The sequence below is a fragment of the Larkinella humicola genome (assembly GCF_008727875.1).
Lineage (GTDB): Bacteria > Bacteroidota > Bacteroidia > Cytophagales > Spirosomataceae > Larkinella > Larkinella humicola.
Genome location: NZ_VTWS01000003.1, coordinates 24,129 through 44,706 on the forward strand (window position 1 = coordinate 24,129; position 20,578 = coordinate 44,706).

A 20,578-nucleotide genomic window follows, 5' to 3' on the forward strand; every position below is an offset into this window, starting at 1 on the left:
AAAGCACTTCAGGCCATTTTAAGGATCTTTACAATCGTGCCCGGTGCCACCTTTTCAGCCGTGGCCGACGCGCCCCGGGGCGGAGACGAGTCCACCATTTTTCCTCTTTTTTCGTGGGAAGGAATCCCCATGTACACATCACACAAGAGACCGTGATCCACCGGGCAAACCGCCTTGTCATTCATCGTTTGAACGATTGCCAACAGGATGGTCTGACCACAAAGCAGACCCCAAACAAGCAGACTCAAGCCTGAAACCGTCGACGTCAATCTCACTCGACAGGCTTGAAAAGAGCGGCAAAAACCGGCGTTGTTTTGCATAGCATGACCGAAAAGTGGTGAAAAATGAACGTGTTTTTCTACCACAAAGCTGACTTTCAACGGCCAATTTGTGTTAACCCAAATCCGACATTCTTTTGCTCATTTTCGCCGGATGACGCTTTCCGGAAAAAAAGATTTTCCGGAAAGCGGGGCGGCAACCGTTGCCGCCCCGCTTTCCGCTTTAATTGGTCTTCAGAACGGTTATAGTTTTGACCTGACCCGGCACCTGCACCCGCACCACCAGCAACCCCGCCGATTGACCCGCCACCGATAACCGCGCCTGTTCCACTATACCCGCCCGGCCCACGTGGTGTTCACCGAAAAACCGCCCCTGCACATCCATCACCTGCACCGTCAGTGGCTGTCCCTCCGCCCCCCGAATCACCAGATCCAGGTGATCGTGGATCGGGTTGCCCAAAACCGCCACCTCCAAAACCGGTTTCTGTTCCGCCGACAAGCGCGCTCCGGCACACTGATAGGCTTTTGGCGAGCCTTTCAGCACGAAGCTGGAGCCCAGCACCCGGGCCAGCACCGGTGTGCCGTTGGTCACACTGCCCGGGGGCGTAAAGTTGTAGGCATGGGCCCCGTTGCCCTTACCCGCATCCTTCAGATCCTGCCGGTAGATGTTGGCCAGCGTACTGCCCAGAACCGTGATGGTTCCCGGACTGCTTTCGGTATAGAATTCTACCGTCAACGGCGCGTTCGGTTTGTTGCGATCCCAGACCCAGCCCCGGATGCCGCCACAATCCAGTTTGTCCAGATACCCTTCGAAACTGCCCGTTACCGTCGTCGTCTCGGCCGGGTTGACCGTCAACTGAAAACTCACGCTGTTGGAAGCTCCCGGTCCGTCGGTGGCTTGATAGGTCAGCACGAACGTCCCCGATTCCGTGGGCGTCCCACTGATGATGCGGTTGGGCATCTCCAGGCTCAACCCCGCTGGCAAACCGCTTAGATTATAGCTCAATGATCCACCTTCGGGGTCCGTGAAAGCCACCAGAGTTCCCGAGAAAGGTACGCCCACCTGAGCCACCAGCGGAGCAATCAGCACCGTCGGCGTTGGGGGTTGGGGCGGTTTATTGCCATCCGGGCTGGTATTGGATTCACAAATCAACACCTTTGGCGAATCTTTCAGCACGAAACTATTGCCCGTTACGCGGGCCGAGAGGCTGTGGGGCAAACCGTCTTTCAACGCATCGGGAATGGGCCAGAAGAACGCATGACGCCCGTTGCCCTTGCCCGCATTGAGCAGATCCTGCCGGAATTCACCCGCCGGAATGGTGGCAATCACCGTCGCGCCATCGAGAATGTCAATGGTGATGACAACATTGGGTTTGTTACGGTCCCAGACCCAGCCCCGGAAGGTGGCGCAGTCGGCTCCGTAAATAAACCCGTCGAACGAACCGGTAACAGCAGGAGCCGCCACGACGACCGTCACGCTGGCGGGATCACCGACACAGTCATTCACGGTACAGGTAGCCTCATAGATAAAGGTACCGGGCGAGGAAGTGGCAACGGTGATGGGTCCCATACCCGAAGAACCACCGGGTCCGGTCCAGGTGAGTGTACCCGCACAATTGTCGGCGGTCAGCGTTACCGGGGGCGCCCCCTGCGTAACGGTGGTGCTGGTTAAGTTGGGAGCCGACGGCGATACGATATTGCTGCTAACCTGGACACTGGCCGAGGCCGTACAGCCGCTGGCGTTCGCTACCGTGACCGAATAGGTACCTGGACTACTGACCAGCACCGTGTTTGTTTCACCGGGTGTACCCACGACGCCACTGCCGTTGGCAAACGTGTAGCTAGTGCCGCCCGAAGCGGTGAGAGTGACCGAGGTTTGTCCGCAGGTTAAAGGCCCGTTATCGACCAAGGTCGCCACTGGCAGCGCATTTACTGTCAGGAATTGGGTGGCTGTTGCCCGCATTCCGTTGTTGATCACTTCCAGCTCGAAGGTTTGCCCCGATGCGGGAGCTGATATGGTCTGACTAAAGTTCGGGTTGCTGCTGGTGCCGGTATACAGAATGTCTTCGTTGGAGAGGGAGGTAAGCGTATAGGAATAGCTGCCGGTTAGGTTGGCAATGGTGGCGGTAAACGTCACCGGGCTACCCACGCAAACCGCAGTGGGGCTGGGCGCAAAACCGCTGATGAAAGGCGCGGCTTGCCCGACCGTTATGGTATACGCCGAACCCAGGCCCGAACAGCCGTTGTTGCCCGTGGCCCGAACGGTGATCGTAAAGCTGCCGCTCTCGGTGGGTGTTCCCGATAAAACCCCGGTGGTTGCCAAACTGAGTCCGCTGGGCAAGGTGCCACTGGCCACCGAATAGCTGTAGGGTGATGTGCCGCCCGACGCCGTAAAGGTCTGGCTAAAAACCGTACTTACTGTGGCTGTCGTTATGGCCGGATTGCTCACTGTGGGCGCCGAAGGGACGTCATTCACCGTCATAAGCAACGTTCGTACACAAGCAGGATTGTCTGACGACCGCGCCTGGATAAAGTACTGGCCTGGCGTCAGGTCACTGAACACTCCGCCGGGTTGCCAGTCCGTCCCGTTTCGCGAATATGAAATCTCCCCGCTCCCGGTCGCACTCACACTGATCGTGCCCGTTGGTAAGGCACACGTAGGCTGCGTAACACGATTGCCCACAAAAGTAGGCGGGGCCACAACCGTTAGCGTGGTCGTGGCAGTCACGACCGGACAGCCACCACTGGCGGGAACGGTGTACGTAATGGTATAACTGCCAGCGGGGCTGCTGCTGGGCGTCACGTTTCCCGAACTGCTATTAATTGAAAGGCTCGACGGATGGCTGCTGTAGGTTCCGCCGTTGCTCCCCAGGCCCGAGCGCGTGACCAGCCCCAGATCACTGGTATTGTTGCAAAATACCGTATTATTATAACCAATGGACGCAGTCGGCAAGGTCGTCACGGTCAGCAATGCCCCCTCCGAATTGGTTCCTCCCCCCCCGTTGCTGACCACGCAGCGGAAGTAATAACCGTTGATTCCTGAAACCGACGAGATCGTCAGCACTGGCGTATCGGTCCCGCTGTAACCGTCTGAATTCGACAGGTTGTTGGGAAAATTGAACGTATGATCGACAGACCGCTGCCACCGGTATGTGGTGGCATTGCTGGCCGCTACGGAAAAACTCACCGGACTCGTGCTGCACACCGTCTGCGAAACCGGCTGGGTGCCAATAGTAGGCGTCTCCACGCCCCGGGTGACCGTCACCCGGTACGTTTTGGTCGTTACACCATCCTCCGCCGTCACCTGCACCTCGATGGAATTGGCCCCCACCGTGAGCGCCAGCGGATCAGAAGCCGCGCCACTGGCTACAGAACCATAACTCCCGCCGTTGCCCCGGACCTGAATGCCCGCGTTGCTGTTTGCTGACGTAGGCGTCACCGTCAGGCTACTGGTGGCATTGCCGACGGTAGCCGAGTAACTGGTAACACTTGGAAAAAACGCCGTCGAGAAGCTCCCGACGCTCAGGGTGAGGTTCGACAGGTCGGCACTACCCGATACCACAGACGTACTGACCGAAGCCGTGTTGTTATCCGAATTGGGGTCCGTTATACCAGACGATACCGTTGCGGTGGTCGTTAGAATATTGCCTTCCGATCCCGGCACGGTTGCCACAACCAGCGTAAAACTGGCGGTACCAGCGGTTGGAAAACTGGCCCGACTGCAGGAAACCGTCCCCGTTGTCCCCACCGACGGCGTCGTACAACTCCAGCCACCCGGTGCGATAAGCGAAAAGAACGTGGTGCTGGCCGAAAGCGGAATCGACAACTGCACTGTGCTGGCGGTGCTGGGTCCCAGGTTGCTGACCTGTCCGGCATAGGTAAGGTTATTGCCCGCACCAACCGGATCGGGGGTGTCGGAAAAAGTAACCGCCAGATCGGCCGAAGGAGTCAGGCTATTCACATCCGTGGCACTGTTGTTCTCGGGATTGGGGTCGGTTATACCGCCGGGCGTACTGACCGATGTGGTATTGGACAAACTGCCGGTTGAAGTCGAACTTGTTTCACAAACTGCCACATAGGTCACGGAACCACCCACGGGCAAATTCACCTGCTGGCTGATGTTTCCGGTTCCGGATCCCGTCCCCGATGCTCCGCCGGCAAACGTTGCAGTCCAGGCTACCGAGGGGATGGAGACCGGAAAATTATCGGTCACCGTTGCCCCGGTTACCGCCAGCGGCCCGGCATTGCTGACGGTTATGGTGTAGGTGGTCGGGGTGCCGGGAGCCAGATTTGAGACGCCGTCGGTTTTGGTAATGGATAAATCGGCGGAGGGGGCGTCTCCTACGATCAGTACATACGCCGAACCCAGGCCGGAACAGCCGTTGCTGCCCGTGGCCCGAACCGTGATCGTGAAGCTGCCGCTTTCGGTGGGTGTTCCCGATAAAACCCCGGTGGTTGCCAAACTGAGTCCATTGGGCAAGGTGCCACTGGCGACCGAATAGCTGTAGGGTGATGTGCCGCCCGACGCCGTAAAGGTCTGACTGAAAGCCGTACCCGCTGTCGCCGTTGTCACGGCAGGATTACCCACCGTGGGTCCCGAAGGAACCGCATTGATCGTGAAGCCCAGGTTCCGGGTACAGGTGAGGTTATCCGACGAGCGAATCCGAATGACGTACGAACCCGGATCTAACCCGCTGAACAAGCCACTGGTTTGCCAATCGGTGCCGTTCCGCGAATACTCAATGGTGCCGTTGCCGGTCGCCGTTACACTGATGGTGCCTGTTGGGGTGGCACAGGTTGGCTGGGTAACGCTGCTACCCGCCGACGTGGGCGGGGCCGTTATTGTCAACGTGGTCGTGGCCGTCACGACCGGACATCCCCCATTGGCCGCCACGGTGTAGGTCACCGTGTAACTTCCCGGTGTACTGCTCCCGGTCGTTACGCTGCCTGAACTGCTGCTGAGCGATAAACTCGTGGGACTGCTGCTGTAAGTTCCGCCGTTGTTGTTGAGCCCCGAGCGCGTTACCAACCCCTGCGTGCCACCGGTGGTACACAAGAGCGGATTGATATAGGAAATAGTGACGGTCGGAAGCGTCGTTACCGTGATGGAAGCCCCACTTGAGTTCACGGGACCTCCTTCGTTACTCACCACACAGCGGAAGTAGTAGCCATTCTGGGCAGAAACCGACGAGATGGTCAACACCGGTGTGTCGGTACCACTGTAGACGCCCGAATTGGAGAGGTTGGAAGGAAAGTTGAAGGTATTGTCGGCAGAGCGCTGCCACTGATAGCTGGTTGCATTGGTGGCAGCTACCGAGAAACTAGCCGGACTGGTGCTGCAAACGGTCTGCGAAACCGGCCCGGTAGTGATCACGGCAACCGGAATGTCCGTTACATCCAGAATATACGGTGCTCCGACGCCCGAACAGCCATCGTTGCCCGTGGCCCGAACCGTAATCGTGAAGCTTCCCCCCTCCGTGGGCGTTCCCGATAAAACGCCCGTCGGAGCCAAACTGAGTCCGTTGGGCAAAGTGCCGCTGGCCACCGAATAACTATAGGGTCCGGTACCGCCCGAAGCCGTGAAGTTCCGGGTGAAACCCGACCCCGTTGTTGCTGTCGTTACGGTTGGATTGCTCACCGTAACGACAGCAGCCGCATTCACCGTGAACGTGATGTTTCGGGTACAGGTGAGGTTGGCCGACGAGCGCGCGCGAATCGTGTAGCCACCCGGATTCAATCCACTGAAGGTTCCGCTGGATTGCCAGTCGGTGCCGTTGCGCGAATACTCGATGGTGCCGCTGCCCGTCGCCGTTACGCTAATCGTACCCGTTGACGTAGCACAGGTGGGCTGGGTGACCGCGTTGCCCGTAAAGGTCGGCGGGGCCGTTATCGTCAGCGTAGTCGTGGCCGTCACCACCGGACAGCCTCCCCGCGCCGGTACAGTGTAGGTAACCGTGTAACTACCCGGCGTACTGCTCCCGGGCATTACTGCGCCAAAATCACTGGTGAGCGAGAGACTGGAGGGACTGCTGCTGTAGACTCCTCCGTTGCTGTTATTGCCCGAACGCGACACACCCTGCTGACTACCGTTGGTACACAACAACGAATTGGCATAGGAAATCGTCGCCGTGGGTAAGGTCGTCACGGTTAGCAGCACCCCTTCCGAATTGGTGGATTCACCGCCGTTGGCCACCACGCAGCGAAAGTAGGCTCCAGTTACATCCGAAACGGATGAGATCGTCAGCACCGGCGTGTCGGCACCGCTGTAAATACCGGTATTGCTAAGATTAGAAGGAAAGTTGAAGGTGTTGTCATAGGAACGCTGCCACCGGTAGCTCGTCGCGTTGGTGGCGACGACCGAAAAGCTGACCGGATTGCTGCTGCACACCGTTTGCGAAACCGGTTGGGTGGTAATGTCCGGAGGGACGAGGGTATGAGTCCGTTCACCGCTATCGTCTCCAAAAATAACAGTTCCGGCCTGAACACCGGTTTGGCCAAACAGTCCGATTGTCGCCAGAAGCAGCCAGAGGAAACGTAAAGATTTAGCTCTCATAGTCATATTGTAAAAAGAGGACAAGAATAGGGTTCGGTTCGACATGCAAAACTGACATCATATGATCAATTCCCGTTAGCTCAAATCCGACAATCCTTAGCTCCTTTTTACCAAATCACCCGGAAAAGCATAAAAAAGCCCCTGGCGGGGCGGAAGAAGGTTTAAAAGTAGCAGACCCATTCAGATCTGTGTATAGGCGGAAGGCAACACGCCGTATTTGTCCTGAAATACCCTGGTAAAATACGAGAGGCTTTCGAAGCCCACCTGATAGGCGACTTCCGACACGGTGGCGTTACCCATCCGGAGCAGTTCAGCCGCGTGGTCCAGCCGCTGATTGCGGATAAACTCCACGGCGGTTTGGTCGGTCAGGGCTTTCAATTTGCGCACCAGTTGCCGCTGGCTCAGGTTCAGTTCTTCTCCGAGCTGCTCAACGCTAAAGCTGCTGTCGGTCAGATGCTTTTCAATAACGGCTTTCGCTTTCTGCAAAAAAACCTCTTCTTTGGTCTTTCCCGGCCCATCGCCCGGCAGAGTTAATCCGGCTCTTCCGCTGAAATAAGCCCGCAACCGGCTTTGATTCTGCAACAGGTTCCGCACTCTGGCGACCATTTCGGCTTGATTGAAGGGCTTGGTCAGATAGGCGTCGGCCCCGATTTCAAAGCCTTCGATGCGGTCTTCAACGGTGGCCCGGGCCGTGAGCATTACCACCGGAATGTGGCTGGTAGCGTCCTGGGTTTTCAGCGCCCGGCAAAACCCGAAGCCGTCGAGCCGGGGCATCATCAGGTCGCAAATGACGAGATTCGGTAGCAGGGCCGTAGCTTTTTCCAGTCCTTCCTGCCCGTCGGTGGCTTCGACAATCTGGTAATCGGTTTCAAAAATGCTCCGGACATACAACCGGATGTCGGCATTATCGTCGACGATGAGCAGAATATTCTCCGAACTGGCCGATTGCAAAGCCGGGCGGGCAGGAGCCTGAATCCGGGGCGCAACGGAATCGATTTCCACCGCTTTCGTCACCAGCGGCAAGGTCACGATGAACGTTGTGCCGACGCCTTCGGCACTCGTGGCGGTGATGGTTCCGTTCAGTACCCGGACCAGTTCGCTGACCAGTGCCAGACCGATTCCGGAGCCTTCGTAGGTTCGGATGGACGGGCGATTGACCTGATAAAACCGCTCGAAGATGCGCCCCAGGTGTGCCGGAGCAATGCCGATTCCGGTGTCTTCGACCGTGACCACCACGCCCTCTTTTCCGGACTGAGCTGAGTAGTTCACCTCCATGCGCACCGCCTTCCCGGACGGCGTAAACTTGAAGGCATTCGAAAGCAGGTTGGTGACAATTTTTTCGAGTTTGTCCTGGTCAAAATCCGCCTGGAAAGTCGATTCGGTTTGCACAACGCTAAACGCAATGTTCTGGCTCTCCGCCAGTGAACCGAACGAACTGGCCAGCATCCGGAAAAAAGCGACCAGATCGCCGGTGCGCAATTCGGGCTGAAGCTGGCCGGCTTCAATTTTGCTCAGGTCGAGCAACTGGTTGATCAGACTGAGCAACCGGGTGGCACTCCGCTGAATGAGCGGAAACCGGATGTCGTGGGCGTATTCCTGAACCAGTTGTTCGATGGGGCCCAGAATCAGCGTCAGGGGCGTCCGGAATTCGTGCGAAATGTTTGTAAAAAGCCGGGTTTTGAGCGCGTCCAGTTCGGCCAGCCGACTGGCTTCTTTCTGCTCAAAAACGACCTGTTGCTGGAGTACAAACCGCTGCATCTGAAAGCGATACCACTGCCAGCCAATCACGGCCAGCACCAGCAGATAAAGGGAATAGGCCCACCAGGTCCGATAGAACGGCGGACGAACCCGGATCTGGAGTTCGACGGGTTTGCTCCAGACCTCGCCGTCGGCCGACCCCATCATCTCAAACCGGTAGCTGCCGTCGGGCAGGTGGGCGTAATTGGCAAAGCGGTTGGTACCGGCCTCCACCCAGTCGCGATCGATGCCCGCCAGCCGGTAGCGGTAGCGGTTTTTACCGGGGTTGATGTAATCCATCACCCCAAATTCGAGCGTAACCAGATTCTGATCATGCGCCAGTTCGAGCGTTGGTGTCTGTTCGATGGCCTGCGACAGCATGCCTCCGGGACTTCCTACCTCAACGGTTTCGTTGTTGATTTTCAGTCCGATGATATTCACCAGCGGTTTGCCAGGGCTCGTCATACCGACCTCCTCCGCCCGGAAGGTCGTCAGCCCATTGATGCCTCCGAAGAGCAGTTCGCCCGACACGGTCTTGAAGTAGGAACTGGTGTTAAATTCGTCGTCCTGCAAGCCGTCTGCCTTGGTGTAGTTGCGAAACAGGCAGGTTTTCGGATTGAACTGGGCCAACCCCCGATTGGTGCTCAGCCAGAGGTTCTTAGAGCCATCGGTCAGAATACCGTATACTACTTTGTTGGGTAATCCCCGGGCTTCGGTAAAATGCTCGAACAACCCCGTTTGTTTGTCCAGCCGCTCCAGCCCCCCACCCTTCGTTCCAATCCAGAGGTACCGATTCGGTTCGTTGGGATCGTCGATCACACTCGATACGAAATCGTTGCTCAGGCTCTGCCGGTTGGTTTTGCTGTTTTTATAAATCGAAAAAACCGGTTTGTTCCGGGCGTTCATCACTTTGATGAGCCCTTTCTGCGTACCAATCCATAGGGTTCCGTTCCTATCGAAATACAACGCGTAGGTTTCAATTTCGGAACCGCTTTGGGGCATCAGGGCCTGGTAGTTGAACACCTCGAACGTCTCGGTTTTCGGATAAAACCGGAGCAACTTCCCATTGGTCGCGCCAATCCAGAGGTTTCCGGCCTGGTCTTCAATCGTCTGATTACCGAAAAACCCGAAGGAAGTATTGGCAGGCAGCGGGTATTTTTTGAGGAGTTTCCAGTCCGGTGAAAACTTGAACAAGTGGTTTTCATGCGTTTCGAAATGGACATTGGAAATCCAGTAGGTACCGGTCCGGTCCTGCATCAGATACCGCTGTCGACGGTCGGCTTCGGGCAGGTTCTGATCCAGAAACGGCCGAAGCCGGTTGTGGGTGCGGTCGAGTTTCCAATATGAAAACTCAAACCGGGCGTAGGTGTGCCCCTGCCGGTCGACGTACAGATTGGAGAGGGTGGTGTTGGGTAAATACGAATGAAATTGTTTGATTTTGGGGTTAAATTTTCGCAGCCCGTAGCCGCTGGTACCGAACCAGAACATTCCGGTTCGGTCTTTTAAAACACTCGTAATGCTGTAGACGTTGGGCGGAAAAGCTACGAAGGCCTTCTGAGCAGTCAGACTATCCTGCCGGAAAAGCTCGGCGGGCGACATCAGCCACATATGGTCGGGGGTGGCGATGGCGATGGTCTGCACATCCATCGCGTATAGCTGTACCCCAAAATACTTTTTTTTGGGCAATGCAATGGTTCTCAATTGCCCTTTGAACCAGCCTTTGATGTGATCGCTGGTCGATGCAAACCGGAAGCCCTGGCGGGGATCTTCATACACCGAATGTAAATCCAGTACGCCATTCCCAAACAGACTCAGTTTGGTAGCCTGCGAAGGATTTCGCCAGTTAAATGAAAAAACGCCATAAGCTGCGCCCAGTAACCCCTGTCCGTCCGGTCGAAAATTGAAGTAGAGGGATGACGCATTGATCTTTTTCTCCTGTATGGCAATGGGTTGAATCCGGACGTGTCGCGTCAGGTCCGCCTGACCCGGCAACTGATTCCGGAGCGATGCCGGTAAACTGATTTTGAAGATCTTGTTGGTGTACGTTCCCACCCAAATGTTGCCTTCGGGGTCTTCGGCCAGAGTGCGGACCTCATAGTTCCCCGCATTCGAACTCGTCTGGTCGCTGATGTTGATGTGGTAAAACCGCTGCGTTCGGTCGTCGAACAAATTCAGCCCCTCGGTGACCGTGCCCACCCAAAGCCGCTGGCGGCTGTCGATCAGCAAGGCTGAGCAATTATCCCCCGAAAGACTAAAATCGTTGTAAGGATCGTGCGTAAAAACCTTGAAATTGTGGCCGTCGTAGCGGTTGAGCCCGTCTTTGGTAGCCACCCAGATGAATCCTTTCTGGTCCTGCTCGATGTCGAAAATCATGCTCTGCGACAGGCCGTCGGAAATCGTAATCTCCTGCCAGCCTTTCGGCTGGGCAAAAAGGGCAATCGGCAAAAAAATGAAAACGATCAGGAAACGCATTCGAAACTGATTTTGTCATTATAAATACGCAAAACCGTGCCAAAGAGACTTTCTGTTAGCAAAGTTATGTTGAAACAACACTATTTTATGAGTAAAAACCCATGCAATCGTCGATTTTTGTATCAAACGACGTCTCTACAAATTTATGGAAATTACCTGCCGATTAGCCACCGAATCTGACCTGATTGAAATTGTAAAAATGCTCTCCGACGACAAGCTGGGAACCTCCCGCGAGCGTTTTGAACTGCCCCTGCCAAAGACTTACACCGAAGCCTTCGCCCGCATTGTCGGCGATCCGTACCAGGAACTCATGGTAGCGGAGTTGAATGCGGAAATCGTGGCCACGTTTCAACTGAGTTTCATCCAGTACCTGACCTATCAGGGCGGTATTCGTGCCCAGATCGAAGCCGTGCGGGTTAAATCGGATTACCGCGGTCAGGGGATTGGGAAAGCGGTTTTTGACTACGCCATTGAACGCGCCCGCTCCAAAGGGGCGCACGTGGTTCAATTAACCACCGACAAAAAACGCCCGGATGCGATCCGGTTTTACGAATCACTCGGTTTTGTCGACTCCCACGAAGGGATGAAATTACATTTGAGATAGATCATGGAGCTAAAAGACGGTATCCCAACATTCTATGCCCCCAGCCAACGCGACTGGCGAACCTGGCTGGAACAAAACCACGCCACCGAAAAATCGGTCTGGCTCATCATCTTCAAAAAAGAAACCGGTAAACCGAGCGTGTATTATTCGGAAGCCGTGGACGAAGCTCTGTGTTTTGGCTGGATCGACAGCAAAGCCAATACGCGGGACGCCGAGAGCTACTACCAGTTTTTTGCCCGACGCAGCCCGAAAAGCAACTGGAGCCGGGTAAACAAAGAAAAAGTCGAACGGCTGAACGCGCAAGGCCTGATCGCTGAAGCGGGTTTGAAGGCCATCGAACTTGCCAAACAAAACGGTACGTGGACCGCCCTGGACGACGTTGAGAACCTCACCATTCCCGAAGACCTTCAAGCCGCCTTTGAAAAAAACAATCCCGCGTTCGAGAACTGGAGCAAGTTTGCCCGTTCTGCCAAACGCGGGATTTTAGAATGGATTTTAAACGCAAAAAAAATGGAAACCCGGCAAAAAAGAATCGAAGAAACCGTTCGACTGGCCGCTGACAATCTCAAAGCCAATTTTCCGAAACCAAAATAGCCAATTGGTTAAATGGGCGGCTCCCAGCCTTTTTCATACTCCCGGCTCCACAGTTTCATAGCTTCCTTGTCGCGGATGTGCCCGTTTTTCGAGTCGATCTCCAGTGCCTTGTTGGTTCGGAAGGAGATGTTGGCCAAATGGCAAAGCAGCGTGCTTTTGGCCCCATCGTCGATGGTCGAATTCTGCTTTTCTTTTCCGCGAATGGCGTTGAAGAAGTTCACGACGTGCCGGGTCGACATGTCACCGCCACCGCCCAGTGCCGTGCCGGCTTCCGACCCTTTCGATTGGCTGTCTTTCACCATCTTGCCCTCGCGGTTGTATAGCCGGTAGCCGTCGCGGTCGACGTACACACTGCCGTTGCTGCCGTAAATGACGGTGCCCCGGTCGCTGCCGTAGGTTTTATAGCCATTCCGGCTTTTGCCGTCCCACTTGATGATTTTGTTGCCCGGAAACCGGAAGGTAGCGTCCATCGTATCATACATGGTCCAGCCATCCTCCAGAAAATGCCGTTTGGCAGCTTCAACTGCTACGTGCTCCGGAAATTCTACCTGCAACGCCCAGCGGGCTACGTCCAGCTCATGCGTCGCGTTGTTGCCACTCTCGGCGGTTCCGTAGTGCCAGCCGTACCAGTGCCAGTTGTAATCCCAGGTGTCGTGCGTATACGGTCGACGCGGGGCCGGACCCTGAAACAGTTCCCAGTCCAGCCCGGTCGGAACGGGTGCCGCTTTCGGCAGGGGTACTTCGCCCCGGTTGGCGGTATAAAACGCAACCGCTTTGTAGGGAGTACCGATGGCACCGTTGTGAATCTGGCTGATCACGTCGATCGACTCCAGCGCTGAGCGTTGCTGGTTGCCCATCTGAATGATCTTGCCGTATTTTTTCTGGATCTCGACCAGAATTTCACCTTCCCGGGGGTTTTGGCTACACGGTTTTTCGACGTACACGTGCTTGCCCGCCAGAACGGCCAGCCAGGTACCCGGTGCGTGCCAATGGTCGGGCGTCGCGTTGATCAGCACGTCCACATTTTTGTCGGCAATCACCTTCCGAATGTCGTTTTCCAGCTTCGGTTTGTAGTCGATAAACTTTGAAAACTTCTGAAGCCCCGCTTCCCGCTGTTTTTGCATGACGTCACACAAATACACCAGTTCGACATTGCTGTCTTTTTTCGAAATGGGTTCGTAATACGCGCCCAGCCGCCGACCCAATCCGGCAATGGCGACGTTCAGCCGCTCGTTGGCCCCGATCACTTTGGCGTAACTTTTGGCCGACAGGCCCGTCGCCATCCCGCCAAAAGTGATTCCGGCGGTGCTTAGGGCGGCTTTTTTAATAAAATCTCTTCTGGAGTTCTCCATTGAAAACAAGTTGCTTAAGATTGATGGATGCTGATACGTCGGCCATCCAGTACATTTAGGACTTTTGCCTGATAATTCTGTTGTACTATAAATTGCCCCTAAATCCCCTAAAGGGGACTTGGACACGCTAAATCCGGATGTAAAAAGTCCCCTTTAGGGGATTTAGGGGCAAAAAGCGAAAATCCTAACAGTATAAAGAAGCCAACTGGTCAAGAAAAATACTGTCTTTGCTACTGATTTTCAACATTCGGTTTACGCTTTCCGGCCTTGAAGACCGCGGACAAAATGGAAAGCTGGCAGGACATCATCCATTCCGCAACCGGGGATCGATCACCAGATCCGATTCTGCAACGATTCGAATATCGGCAAACTGAGGGTGACTGGCGTGCAGGAGGTAGTTGATTCCGGCTGGTAATACCGACGAAGGAACTCCCAAAGCCAGCGTATCCGGTTTTGTCAGCCAATCCTGAAGGAGGTATTGGCTTCTGGCATAGGTGTTTTCGTTCCAATACGGCAGCAACTCCTCCGGCTTCACCATGCGCTGGCTGTTTTCAGGAATTTCCAGCGTGAAAAGACGATAGGACGGCAAGTGTTCGTAAGGTACCTGCGGCATGTGAACCAGGATTTCTACCAAAGCCAGCGCGGGATGCTCGGCGGTATAAAGAATACCGACACCGGGTGGATTCCAGCGGCCGCCGTTCAGCCGGGTTCCTGCTACATCCAAAGGCCGGTCGGCGTATTTCTGGCGGACAACGCGATACACCAACGCCATGCCTATCCGAAAATACCGTGATCGATTCGACCCAACACCCGATCAACCAGCGTATAGCCCGTAACCGTATCCAGGGTTTGCAGTGGAGTCTGGTTGTCAAGTTCTCGTAATGGTGTACGAAGCCACCCCAAAACCGTTGCCGTCCGCTGATCGAAGGTATCCAGCGCATGATACAGCAGATTTTCGAGCAGCAGCAACCGCTCGGAAGCATCCTGACTGATCCGCTGGTCGGTTTTCTGACGGTGCAGGTAACTGGCGGATAAACCCAAAGCCGCAGCGACCTCTTTGTCGGTCAAGCCAACAAGTTGAGCCACCCGATCGGCTTCCGACCGCAAAACGCCCTGTCGACTGCGCGCAATAATCTCCTGCTCGGTAAACGAGCGAGAGGGAGCGAGTTGATTCCGAAAAGAACCCGGAGTAGAAGCGACGGTAGCCATACGAGTGAACTTTTTCACTAAGATAACTACACAAGTTCACTTTGACAATTTTCCATTTTCGATTTCCTACACCAACCGCCCCGGCATTCCCTGAATCAAAATCAAAAAAACTTGTAACAAAATCGAAAAGGTATTTCTAAAAATAATCACAAATACCTGTAAATCAACGTTTTAAAATTATGACTTAATTTGAAATAATTAGAACAATTCCCGCAAGTCCGCTCCGGTGGCTTTTGGTAGCTTTGGTTCATGATCGGCATTTAACCGGGATTTACCCTGTCAGACATGAGTCAAAAACAACGCATCTTCTTTTGGTCCATCACAGCCGCGCTGGGCGGTTTTCTCTTCGGATTCGACACCGCCGTCATCTCGGGCGTCGAACAATCGTTGCAATCGTTGTGGGGCCTGAGCGTGTGGGAACACGGACTGACGGTTTCGATGGCACTGATCGGAACCGTCATCGGCGCGATGTCGGGCGGGATTCCCGCCGACCGGTTGGGCCGTAAAACGACCCTGTTCTGGATCGCCATTCTATACCTCGTTTCGTCCATCGGAACGGCCCTGGCGCCCGAGTGGAATCTCTTTCTGGTATTCCGGTTTCTGGGTGGTTTGGGGGTGGGAGCCTCGTCGGTGGCTGCTCCCATGTACATCACCGAAATTTCCCCGGCCAAATCCCGCGGACGGCTGGTCGCGCTGTTTCAGTTCAATGTCGTGCTGGGCATTCTGATTGCCTACCTCTCCAACTACCTGCTGGCGGGGATGGGAGCCGAATCGTGGCGCTGGATGCTCGGCGTTCAGGCGTTTCCCTCGCTGATTTTTCTGATTGCGGTTCTCAATATTCCGGAAAGTCCGCGCTGGCTTTTGCTCAAGAAAGGCCGGGTGGAAGAAGCCCGCGAAGTGCTCATCATGATCGATCCGGCAACGGCGGGTCAAACGCTGCTGGCGCTGGAACTCAGTGCCGCCCAGACTCAAACGAAAGCCCGGTTATTTTCGTCAACCTACAAAACACCCATCACGCTGGCGGTTTTGTTCGCGGTTTTCAATCAGGTTTCGGGCATCAACGCCATCATTTATTACGCCCCCCGAATTTTCGAAATGACCGGTTTAGGCAAGAGTTCAGCCCTGCTGTCGTCCGCCGGTATTGGTTTGATCAACCTCATTTTCACGCTGATTTCCCTGAACCTGATCGACCGGTTTGGCCGCCGGACGCTGATGAAAATCGGCTCGGTGGGACTCATCCTGACGCTCGGGCTGGTTGCGCGCGCCTTTTACGTACAGGATTTCAGCGGCATGACGGTACCGTTTCTGCTCTTTGGTTACATCGCCTTCTTCGGTTTCTCGCAGGGCGCGGTGATCTGGGTGTTCATTTCCGAAATCTTCCCGAACGAAGTCCGCGCCAGCGGGCAGGCGCTGGGCAGCTTCACGCACTGGCTGATGGCCGCCATCATCACCTTCACATTCCCGTATCTGGCCGAGCATTTCGGCGGAGGAAACACCTTCCTCTTTTTTACCGCCATGATGGTTTTGCAACTGCTTTTTGTCGTGCGGCTCATGCCCGAAACCAAAGGCACCAGCCTGGAGCAAATCGAAAAAACGTTCGTCGTCCATTAACGTCACCCGAATCACTCCCTCACCCTATTACGCTCTATTCCAATGACACCTTTAATTACCTGTTTTGGCGAAATTCTCTGGGACGTATTGCCCACCAGCAAACAGGCCGGTGGAGCGCCGATGAACGTCGCCGTCCACCTTCGCAACTTCGGACTGAACGCCCAGCTCATCAGCCGGGTGGGCAACGACGAATTGGGACATGAACTGCTGGAATTCGTTGCCCAAAAAGGCCTGCCGCTCGACCGCATCCAGACCGGGCAGTCACACCTGACGGGCGTTGCCAAAGCGAACATCTCCGACTGCAACGAAGTGACGTACAAAATCGTCCAGCCCGTGGCCTGGGACTACATTCAACTGGAACCGGGGCTGCTCAAAACCGTTCAGCAAAGCGCGTTTTTCATTTACGGCAGTCTGGCCGCCCGTAGTCCGCAAACCCACGAAACGCTGCTGGCTCTGCTGGCGGTGGCCCCCCGGAAAGTCTTCGACGTCAACCTTCGGGCTCCTCATTACGAACCGGAAACCGTTCTGGAACTGCTGCAACAGGCCGACATCGCCAAACTCAACGAACACGAACTGAGCGAAATCACCGGCTGGTTCGGCGGCCCCGCCGACGCCAAATCGGCGATGTATGGTCTTCGGGAGCGGTTTAACCTCGAAAAACTGTGCGTAACGCTCGGCGAAAAAGGAGCCTTTCTGCTGGACGAAACCGGCTTTGTCCACCAACCCGGTTTTCCGGTCGAGGTGGAAGATACCATCGGCAGTGGCGACGCTTTTCTGGCGGCTTTTCTCTACAAAACGCTGCAGGGCGAAACCGCCCAAACCACCCTCGAATTTGCCTGTGCGACGGGCGCGTACGTCGCCACCCAACGGGGTGCCACGCCCCCGGTTTCGGAAGAAATACTGGTCAAAAATGCCTTCTGGAAAGAACTGATTTAACGCTGTATTCCCTACCATCCTGATTCCTATGATTTTAAAACGTACTCCCATGAACTTAAGAAAAACGCTTTTTATCCTGACGGCCCTGTTGCTGATCGGACCGTTGGCCTGGTCCCAGCGCAAGCTCTCGGGCTCCGTCCTGGATGCCAAAAATAACGAGCCGCTGGTGGGCGCCAGCATCGTCGTTCCCGGAACGACCACCGGTACTTCGGCGGATGCAGAAGGCAAGTTTTCGCTCACAATCCCGGAAAGTTCGACCTCCATTCAAGTGTCTTTTATCGGCTATCTGACCCAGGAAGTGCCGGTCAAAGGGCTTGCTACCGTGACGGTTTCGCTGGTCTCTGGCGGACAACTCGATGAAGTGGTCGTGCTGGGCTACACCACCGCCCGAAAGGAAGATCTGACCGGGGCCATCGCCGTTATCGAAGTGGCTGCCACCAAAAACACCAGTTCCGGAAATCCCATGCAGGCTTTGCAGGGCCGCGTGCCGGGTCTGTACATTGAAAAATCAGGAACGCCTTCGGGCGACGCCAGCCGGATTCTGATTCGGGGTGCCAACACGCTGGGAAACAACGATCCGCTGTACATCATCGACGGGATGCCCACCAAGCGGTCGCAGGTGTTTCAGAGCCTGAACCCCACGGCCATCCAGTCGATTCAGGTGTTGAAAGATGCGTCATCGGCGTCCATTTACGGGTCGCGGGCGTCGAACGGCGTCATCATTGTGACGACCAAAAACGGAGCAAATTCCGACGGCAAGCTGAACGTTCAGTTCAATTCCAGCATCTCGGCGCAAACCGAAAAACCGCAACGGTTTAAGATGCTGAACGCCGTGGATCGCGGGCGGGCGCTCTGGCAGGCGTCGGTCAACGACGGCGTCGATCCGGCTTCCGGCTACGGCGATATTTACAGCTTCGACTGGAACAAAAACTTCCAGAATCCGGTCCTGAACAGCGTTACCGTCAAACCGTTCGTGGGGGGTGATCAGAATGTTCCGGCGGCTGATACCGACTGGCAAAAAGAGATGTACAAAACGGGTTACGTTACCAACAACGACCTGACGATTACGGGCGGAACCAAGACCTCCTCGATTCTGGTCAACGTGAGTTACCTGAATAATTCGGGGATGCTGCGTTACACGGGGTATGACCGGCTGACGGGCCGCATCAACGGACTGACCAGCAAATTCGACGGCCGGTTCAAATTTGGGGTGAATCTGCAAATGACCAGTTCCCGAGAAACACCCATCGCGACCGATCTCGGCGGAGCGCCAACGCCCGGTCTGGCCGTGACGCTGGCTCCGACCATCCCGGTGTATACCAAAACCGGTGACTATGCCGGCCCCATCGGCTCCGGCTATTCGGACCGCAACAACCCGTTGTTCATGCAGTACATCAACCGCTGGGACAAGATCAACCGGACGTTTGTGTTTGGCAATGTGTTCACCGAAATCGAACCCCTCGCCGGGCTGGTTTTCCGGTCGTCGCTGGGGATGGATAATGCCGGGTACTCCAACAAAAACATCGAGCAATCGTTCCAGAACGGTTTTATCGCCCGCTCGCTCAACAGCCTGACGCTCAACACGAACAAGTTTTTAAGTCTGACCTGGACCAATACGCTGCGGTATAATTTCGCGCTCGGCGACCACAATTTTAAACTACTGGCCGGGGTCGAAGCCATCCGCGACAACCTGAACGATGTGACGTCGTACCGGGAAAACTTCGCCGTTCAGTCGGAAGAGTTCTTTGTTCTGAGTGCCGCGTCGGGCAACGCCAGCAGCAACGGCACCTCGACCGGCAGCCGCCTGCTCTCGCAATTTGCCCGGATCGACTACGGTTTTTCGGATCGCTACCTGGCGGCTGTGACCCTGCGCCGGGACGGTTCCTCGCGATTTGGTGCCGACAACCGCTACGGTTTTTTCCCGTCGGCTTCGGTGGGCTGGCGGATCGACAAGGAAGCGTTCATGAGTAACGTCCGGGCGATCAGCAACCTGAAACTGCGGGCGGGTGTCGGCCGGATTGGCAACCAAGACATCGGGGATTTGGCCCGGTTTGGGTTGTTCGAACCCCGCTACGGAACCCTGGCGTCGCAGGTGCCGAATGGTCACAACGGTTTTTTTGATCAGTACTGGAACGTAGGAACGGCCTACGATCTGAACGGTGCCGGTGCGGGAACCCTACCCTCAGGCTTCGTGCAAACGCAGGGTGAAAATACGGCCCTCAAATGGGAAACCACCAATGAACTGAACGTCGGGCTGGATTTTGCCTTCCTGAACGGGAGTCTGGCAGGGTCGTTTGATTACTTTACCCGGGGAACCAAAGACATTCTGATCAAGCCGCCCGTCGCGTCGGCGGTGGGCGAAGGGCAGTTAAAATTTGTGAACGGAGCTACGAAAACCAACAAAGGATTCGAACTATCGCTGGCGTATTTCGGCAAACCCATCGGCGATTTCACGTACAGCATCTCGACGAATTTTGCCCGGTTCCGCGACAAAATAACGGTTTTACCGGAAGAAGTTCGCTCGGCTTTTGCGGGCAATGCGGTTACGACGATCATCGGGCATTCGCAACTGGATTTGTTCGGCTACCGCGCCGACGGTATTTTCCAGAATCAGGAAGAAGTGACCAGCCACGCAACGCAGGTGGGAGCCGCTCCGGGCCGAATCCGGTACCGCGACCTCAACGGCGACAAGAAGATCGACGCGCTGGATCAGGAGTTTTTCGGCACCACACTGCCCGGTCTGGAATACGGAACCCGCATAGACCTGGGTTACAAAAACTTCGATTTCTCGGTCTTCGGATCGGGTATTGCCGGCCGGACCGGTTTCGACTCCTACACGTTCTACAATAACTTCATCCGCGGACGCGACAACGTCGGGCCGGGGGTTTTCAACGCCTGGAGTCCGCAGAACACCTCGTCGACCATTCCGTCGCTGACGCTGTCGGATGGCAACAACGAAACGCGCACCTCGGATTATTTCAACGTCAACACCTCGTATTTCAAGATCCGGAATGTGCAGGTCGGCTACACCTTCCCCAAAGAGGCCATCGGGAAAGTGGGCTTGACGAGCCTGCGCCTGTACGGAATGGTCGAGAACGTGTTCTGGCTGAAAAACAAAACCTTCCTGGGTCCCGATCCGGAGCGGGTCGATGTCAACGCCGTCGCCGTGCCGCGTACGTTCACCTTTGGTTTAACTGTGTCATTCTAACGTATACGGTATTCAGTTTACAGT

11 protein-coding genes are annotated in these 20,578 nt (G+C 55.6%); 5 read left to right on the plus strand and 6 right to left on the minus strand.

All coding sequences use genetic code 11. From position 1 onward, the window contains the following. Nucleotides 1-8: 8 nt before the first annotated feature. The 3 genes from F0P93_RS12310 to F0P93_RS12320 all read right to left on the minus strand — a co-directional run bounded on the left by F0P93_RS12310 (nucleotide 9) and on the right by F0P93_RS12320 (nucleotide 11,040). Nucleotides 9-275 carry a hypothetical protein gene (locus F0P93_RS12310; RefSeq protein ID WP_150876723.1) on the minus strand — a complete coding sequence of 89 codons (267 nt, stop codon included), beginning with the start codon at nucleotides 273-275 and terminating at the stop codon, nucleotides 9-11. A 226-nt stretch (nucleotides 276-501) separates the two neighbouring features. Beyond that, nucleotides 502-6,831 carry a putative Ig domain-containing protein gene (locus F0P93_RS12315; protein ID WP_191908795.1) on the minus strand — a complete coding sequence of 2,110 codons (6,330 nt, stop codon included), beginning with the start codon at nucleotides 6,829-6,831 and terminating at the stop codon, nucleotides 502-504. Between the two features lie 180 nt (nucleotides 6,832-7,011). Further along, nucleotides 7,012-11,040 carry a hybrid sensor histidine kinase/response regulator transcription factor gene (locus F0P93_RS12320; RefSeq protein WP_150876725.1) on the minus strand — a complete coding sequence of 1,343 codons (4,029 nt, stop codon included), beginning with the start codon at nucleotides 11,038-11,040 and terminating at the stop codon, nucleotides 7,012-7,014. 145 nt (nucleotides 11,041-11,185) lie between these two features. On the opposite strand from F0P93_RS12320, the gene F0P93_RS12325 reads away from it, so the two are divergent. Beyond that, complete coding sequence (locus F0P93_RS12325; RefSeq protein ID WP_150876726.1) at nucleotides 11,186-11,644, plus strand: GNAT family N-acetyltransferase; 459 nt, start codon at nucleotides 11,186-11,188, stop codon at nucleotides 11,642-11,644. Nucleotides 11,645-11,647: 3 nt separating this feature from the next. Continuing rightward, nucleotides 11,648-12,238, plus strand: coding sequence for a YdeI/OmpD-associated family protein (locus tag F0P93_RS12330; RefSeq protein WP_150876727.1), 591 nt, complete (start codon nucleotides 11,648-11,650; stop codon nucleotides 12,236-12,238). A gap of 8 nt (nucleotides 12,239-12,246) precedes the next feature. On the opposite strand, the gene F0P93_RS12335 is transcribed toward F0P93_RS12330, so the two are convergent. From F0P93_RS12335 to F0P93_RS12345, 3 genes are all read right to left on the minus strand, one after another. After that, the gene (locus F0P93_RS12335) at nucleotides 12,247-13,590 is read right to left on the minus strand and encodes a Gfo/Idh/MocA family protein (RefSeq protein WP_150876728.1); all 1,344 of its coding nucleotides are present in this window, start codon (nucleotides 13,588-13,590) and stop codon (nucleotides 12,247-12,249) included. A gap of 304 nt (nucleotides 13,591-13,894) precedes the next feature. After that, a complete protein-coding gene (locus F0P93_RS12340) occupies nucleotides 13,895-14,362 on the minus strand; it encodes an RES family NAD+ phosphorylase (RefSeq protein WP_150876729.1) in 468 nt (155 codons plus the stop codon). Nucleotides 14,363-14,364: 2 nt separating this feature from the next. Continuing rightward, nucleotides 14,365-14,799 carry an Xre family toxin-antitoxin system antitoxin gene (locus F0P93_RS12345; RefSeq protein ID WP_150876730.1) on the minus strand — a complete coding sequence of 145 codons (435 nt, stop codon included), beginning with the start codon at nucleotides 14,797-14,799 and terminating at the stop codon, nucleotides 14,365-14,367. Between the two features lie 285 nt (nucleotides 14,800-15,084). Here F0P93_RS12345 and F0P93_RS12350 point away from each other — a divergent pair, with 285 nt between their 5' ends. From F0P93_RS12350 to F0P93_RS12360, 3 genes are read left to right on the plus strand one after another with little or no spacing between them, the layout of a single operon-like run. Continuing rightward, nucleotides 15,085-16,410 carry a sugar porter family MFS transporter gene (locus tag F0P93_RS12350; protein ID WP_150876731.1) on the plus strand — a complete coding sequence of 442 codons (1,326 nt, stop codon included), beginning with the start codon at nucleotides 15,085-15,087 and terminating at the stop codon, nucleotides 16,408-16,410. A gap of 42 nt (nucleotides 16,411-16,452) precedes the next feature. Next, a complete protein-coding gene (locus tag F0P93_RS12355; RefSeq protein ID WP_150876732.1) occupies nucleotides 16,453-17,346 on the plus strand; it encodes a carbohydrate kinase family protein in 894 nt (297 codons plus the stop codon). Between the two features lie 49 nt (nucleotides 17,347-17,395). Next, nucleotides 17,396-20,554: a SusC/RagA family TonB-linked outer membrane protein gene (locus F0P93_RS12360; protein ID WP_150876733.1), complete on the plus strand. Its 3,159-nt coding sequence runs from the start codon at nucleotides 17,396-17,398 to the stop codon at nucleotides 20,552-20,554. Nucleotides 20,555-20,578 lie beyond the last annotated feature (24 nt).

Excerpts from the sequence above, each read along its gene's own strand:
- F0P93_RS12340 (WP_150876729.1), bottom strand. The coding sequence starts at position 14,362 with ATGGCGTTGGTGTATCGCGTTGTCCGCCAGAAATACGCCGACCGGCCT.
- F0P93_RS12325 (WP_150876726.1), top strand. The coding sequence starts at position 11,186 with ATGGAAATTACCTGCCGATTAGCCACCGAATCTGACCTGATTGAAATT.
- F0P93_RS12345 (WP_150876730.1), bottom strand. The coding sequence starts at position 14,799 with ATGGCTACCGTCGCTTCTACTCCGGGTTCTTTTCGGAATCAACTCGCT.
- F0P93_RS12320 (WP_150876725.1), bottom strand. The coding sequence starts at position 11,040 with ATGCGTTTCCTGATCGTTTTCATTTTTTTGCCGATTGCCCTTTTTGCC.
- F0P93_RS12360 (WP_150876733.1), top strand. The coding sequence starts at position 17,396 with ATGAACTTAAGAAAAACGCTTTTTATCCTGACGGCCCTGTTGCTGATC.
- F0P93_RS12330 (WP_150876727.1), top strand. The coding sequence starts at position 11,648 with ATGGAGCTAAAAGACGGTATCCCAACATTCTATGCCCCCAGCCAACGC.
- F0P93_RS12315 (WP_191908795.1), bottom strand. The coding sequence starts at position 6,831 with ATGAGAGCTAAATCTTTACGTTTCCTCTGGCTGCTTCTGGCGACAATC.
- F0P93_RS12350 (WP_150876731.1), top strand. The coding sequence starts at position 15,085 with ATGAGTCAAAAACAACGCATCTTCTTTTGGTCCATCACAGCCGCGCTG.
- F0P93_RS12355 (WP_150876732.1), top strand. The coding sequence starts at position 16,453 with ATGACACCTTTAATTACCTGTTTTGGCGAAATTCTCTGGGACGTATTG.
- F0P93_RS12335 (WP_150876728.1), bottom strand. The coding sequence starts at position 13,590 with ATGGAGAACTCCAGAAGAGATTTTATTAAAAAAGCCGCCCTAAGCACC.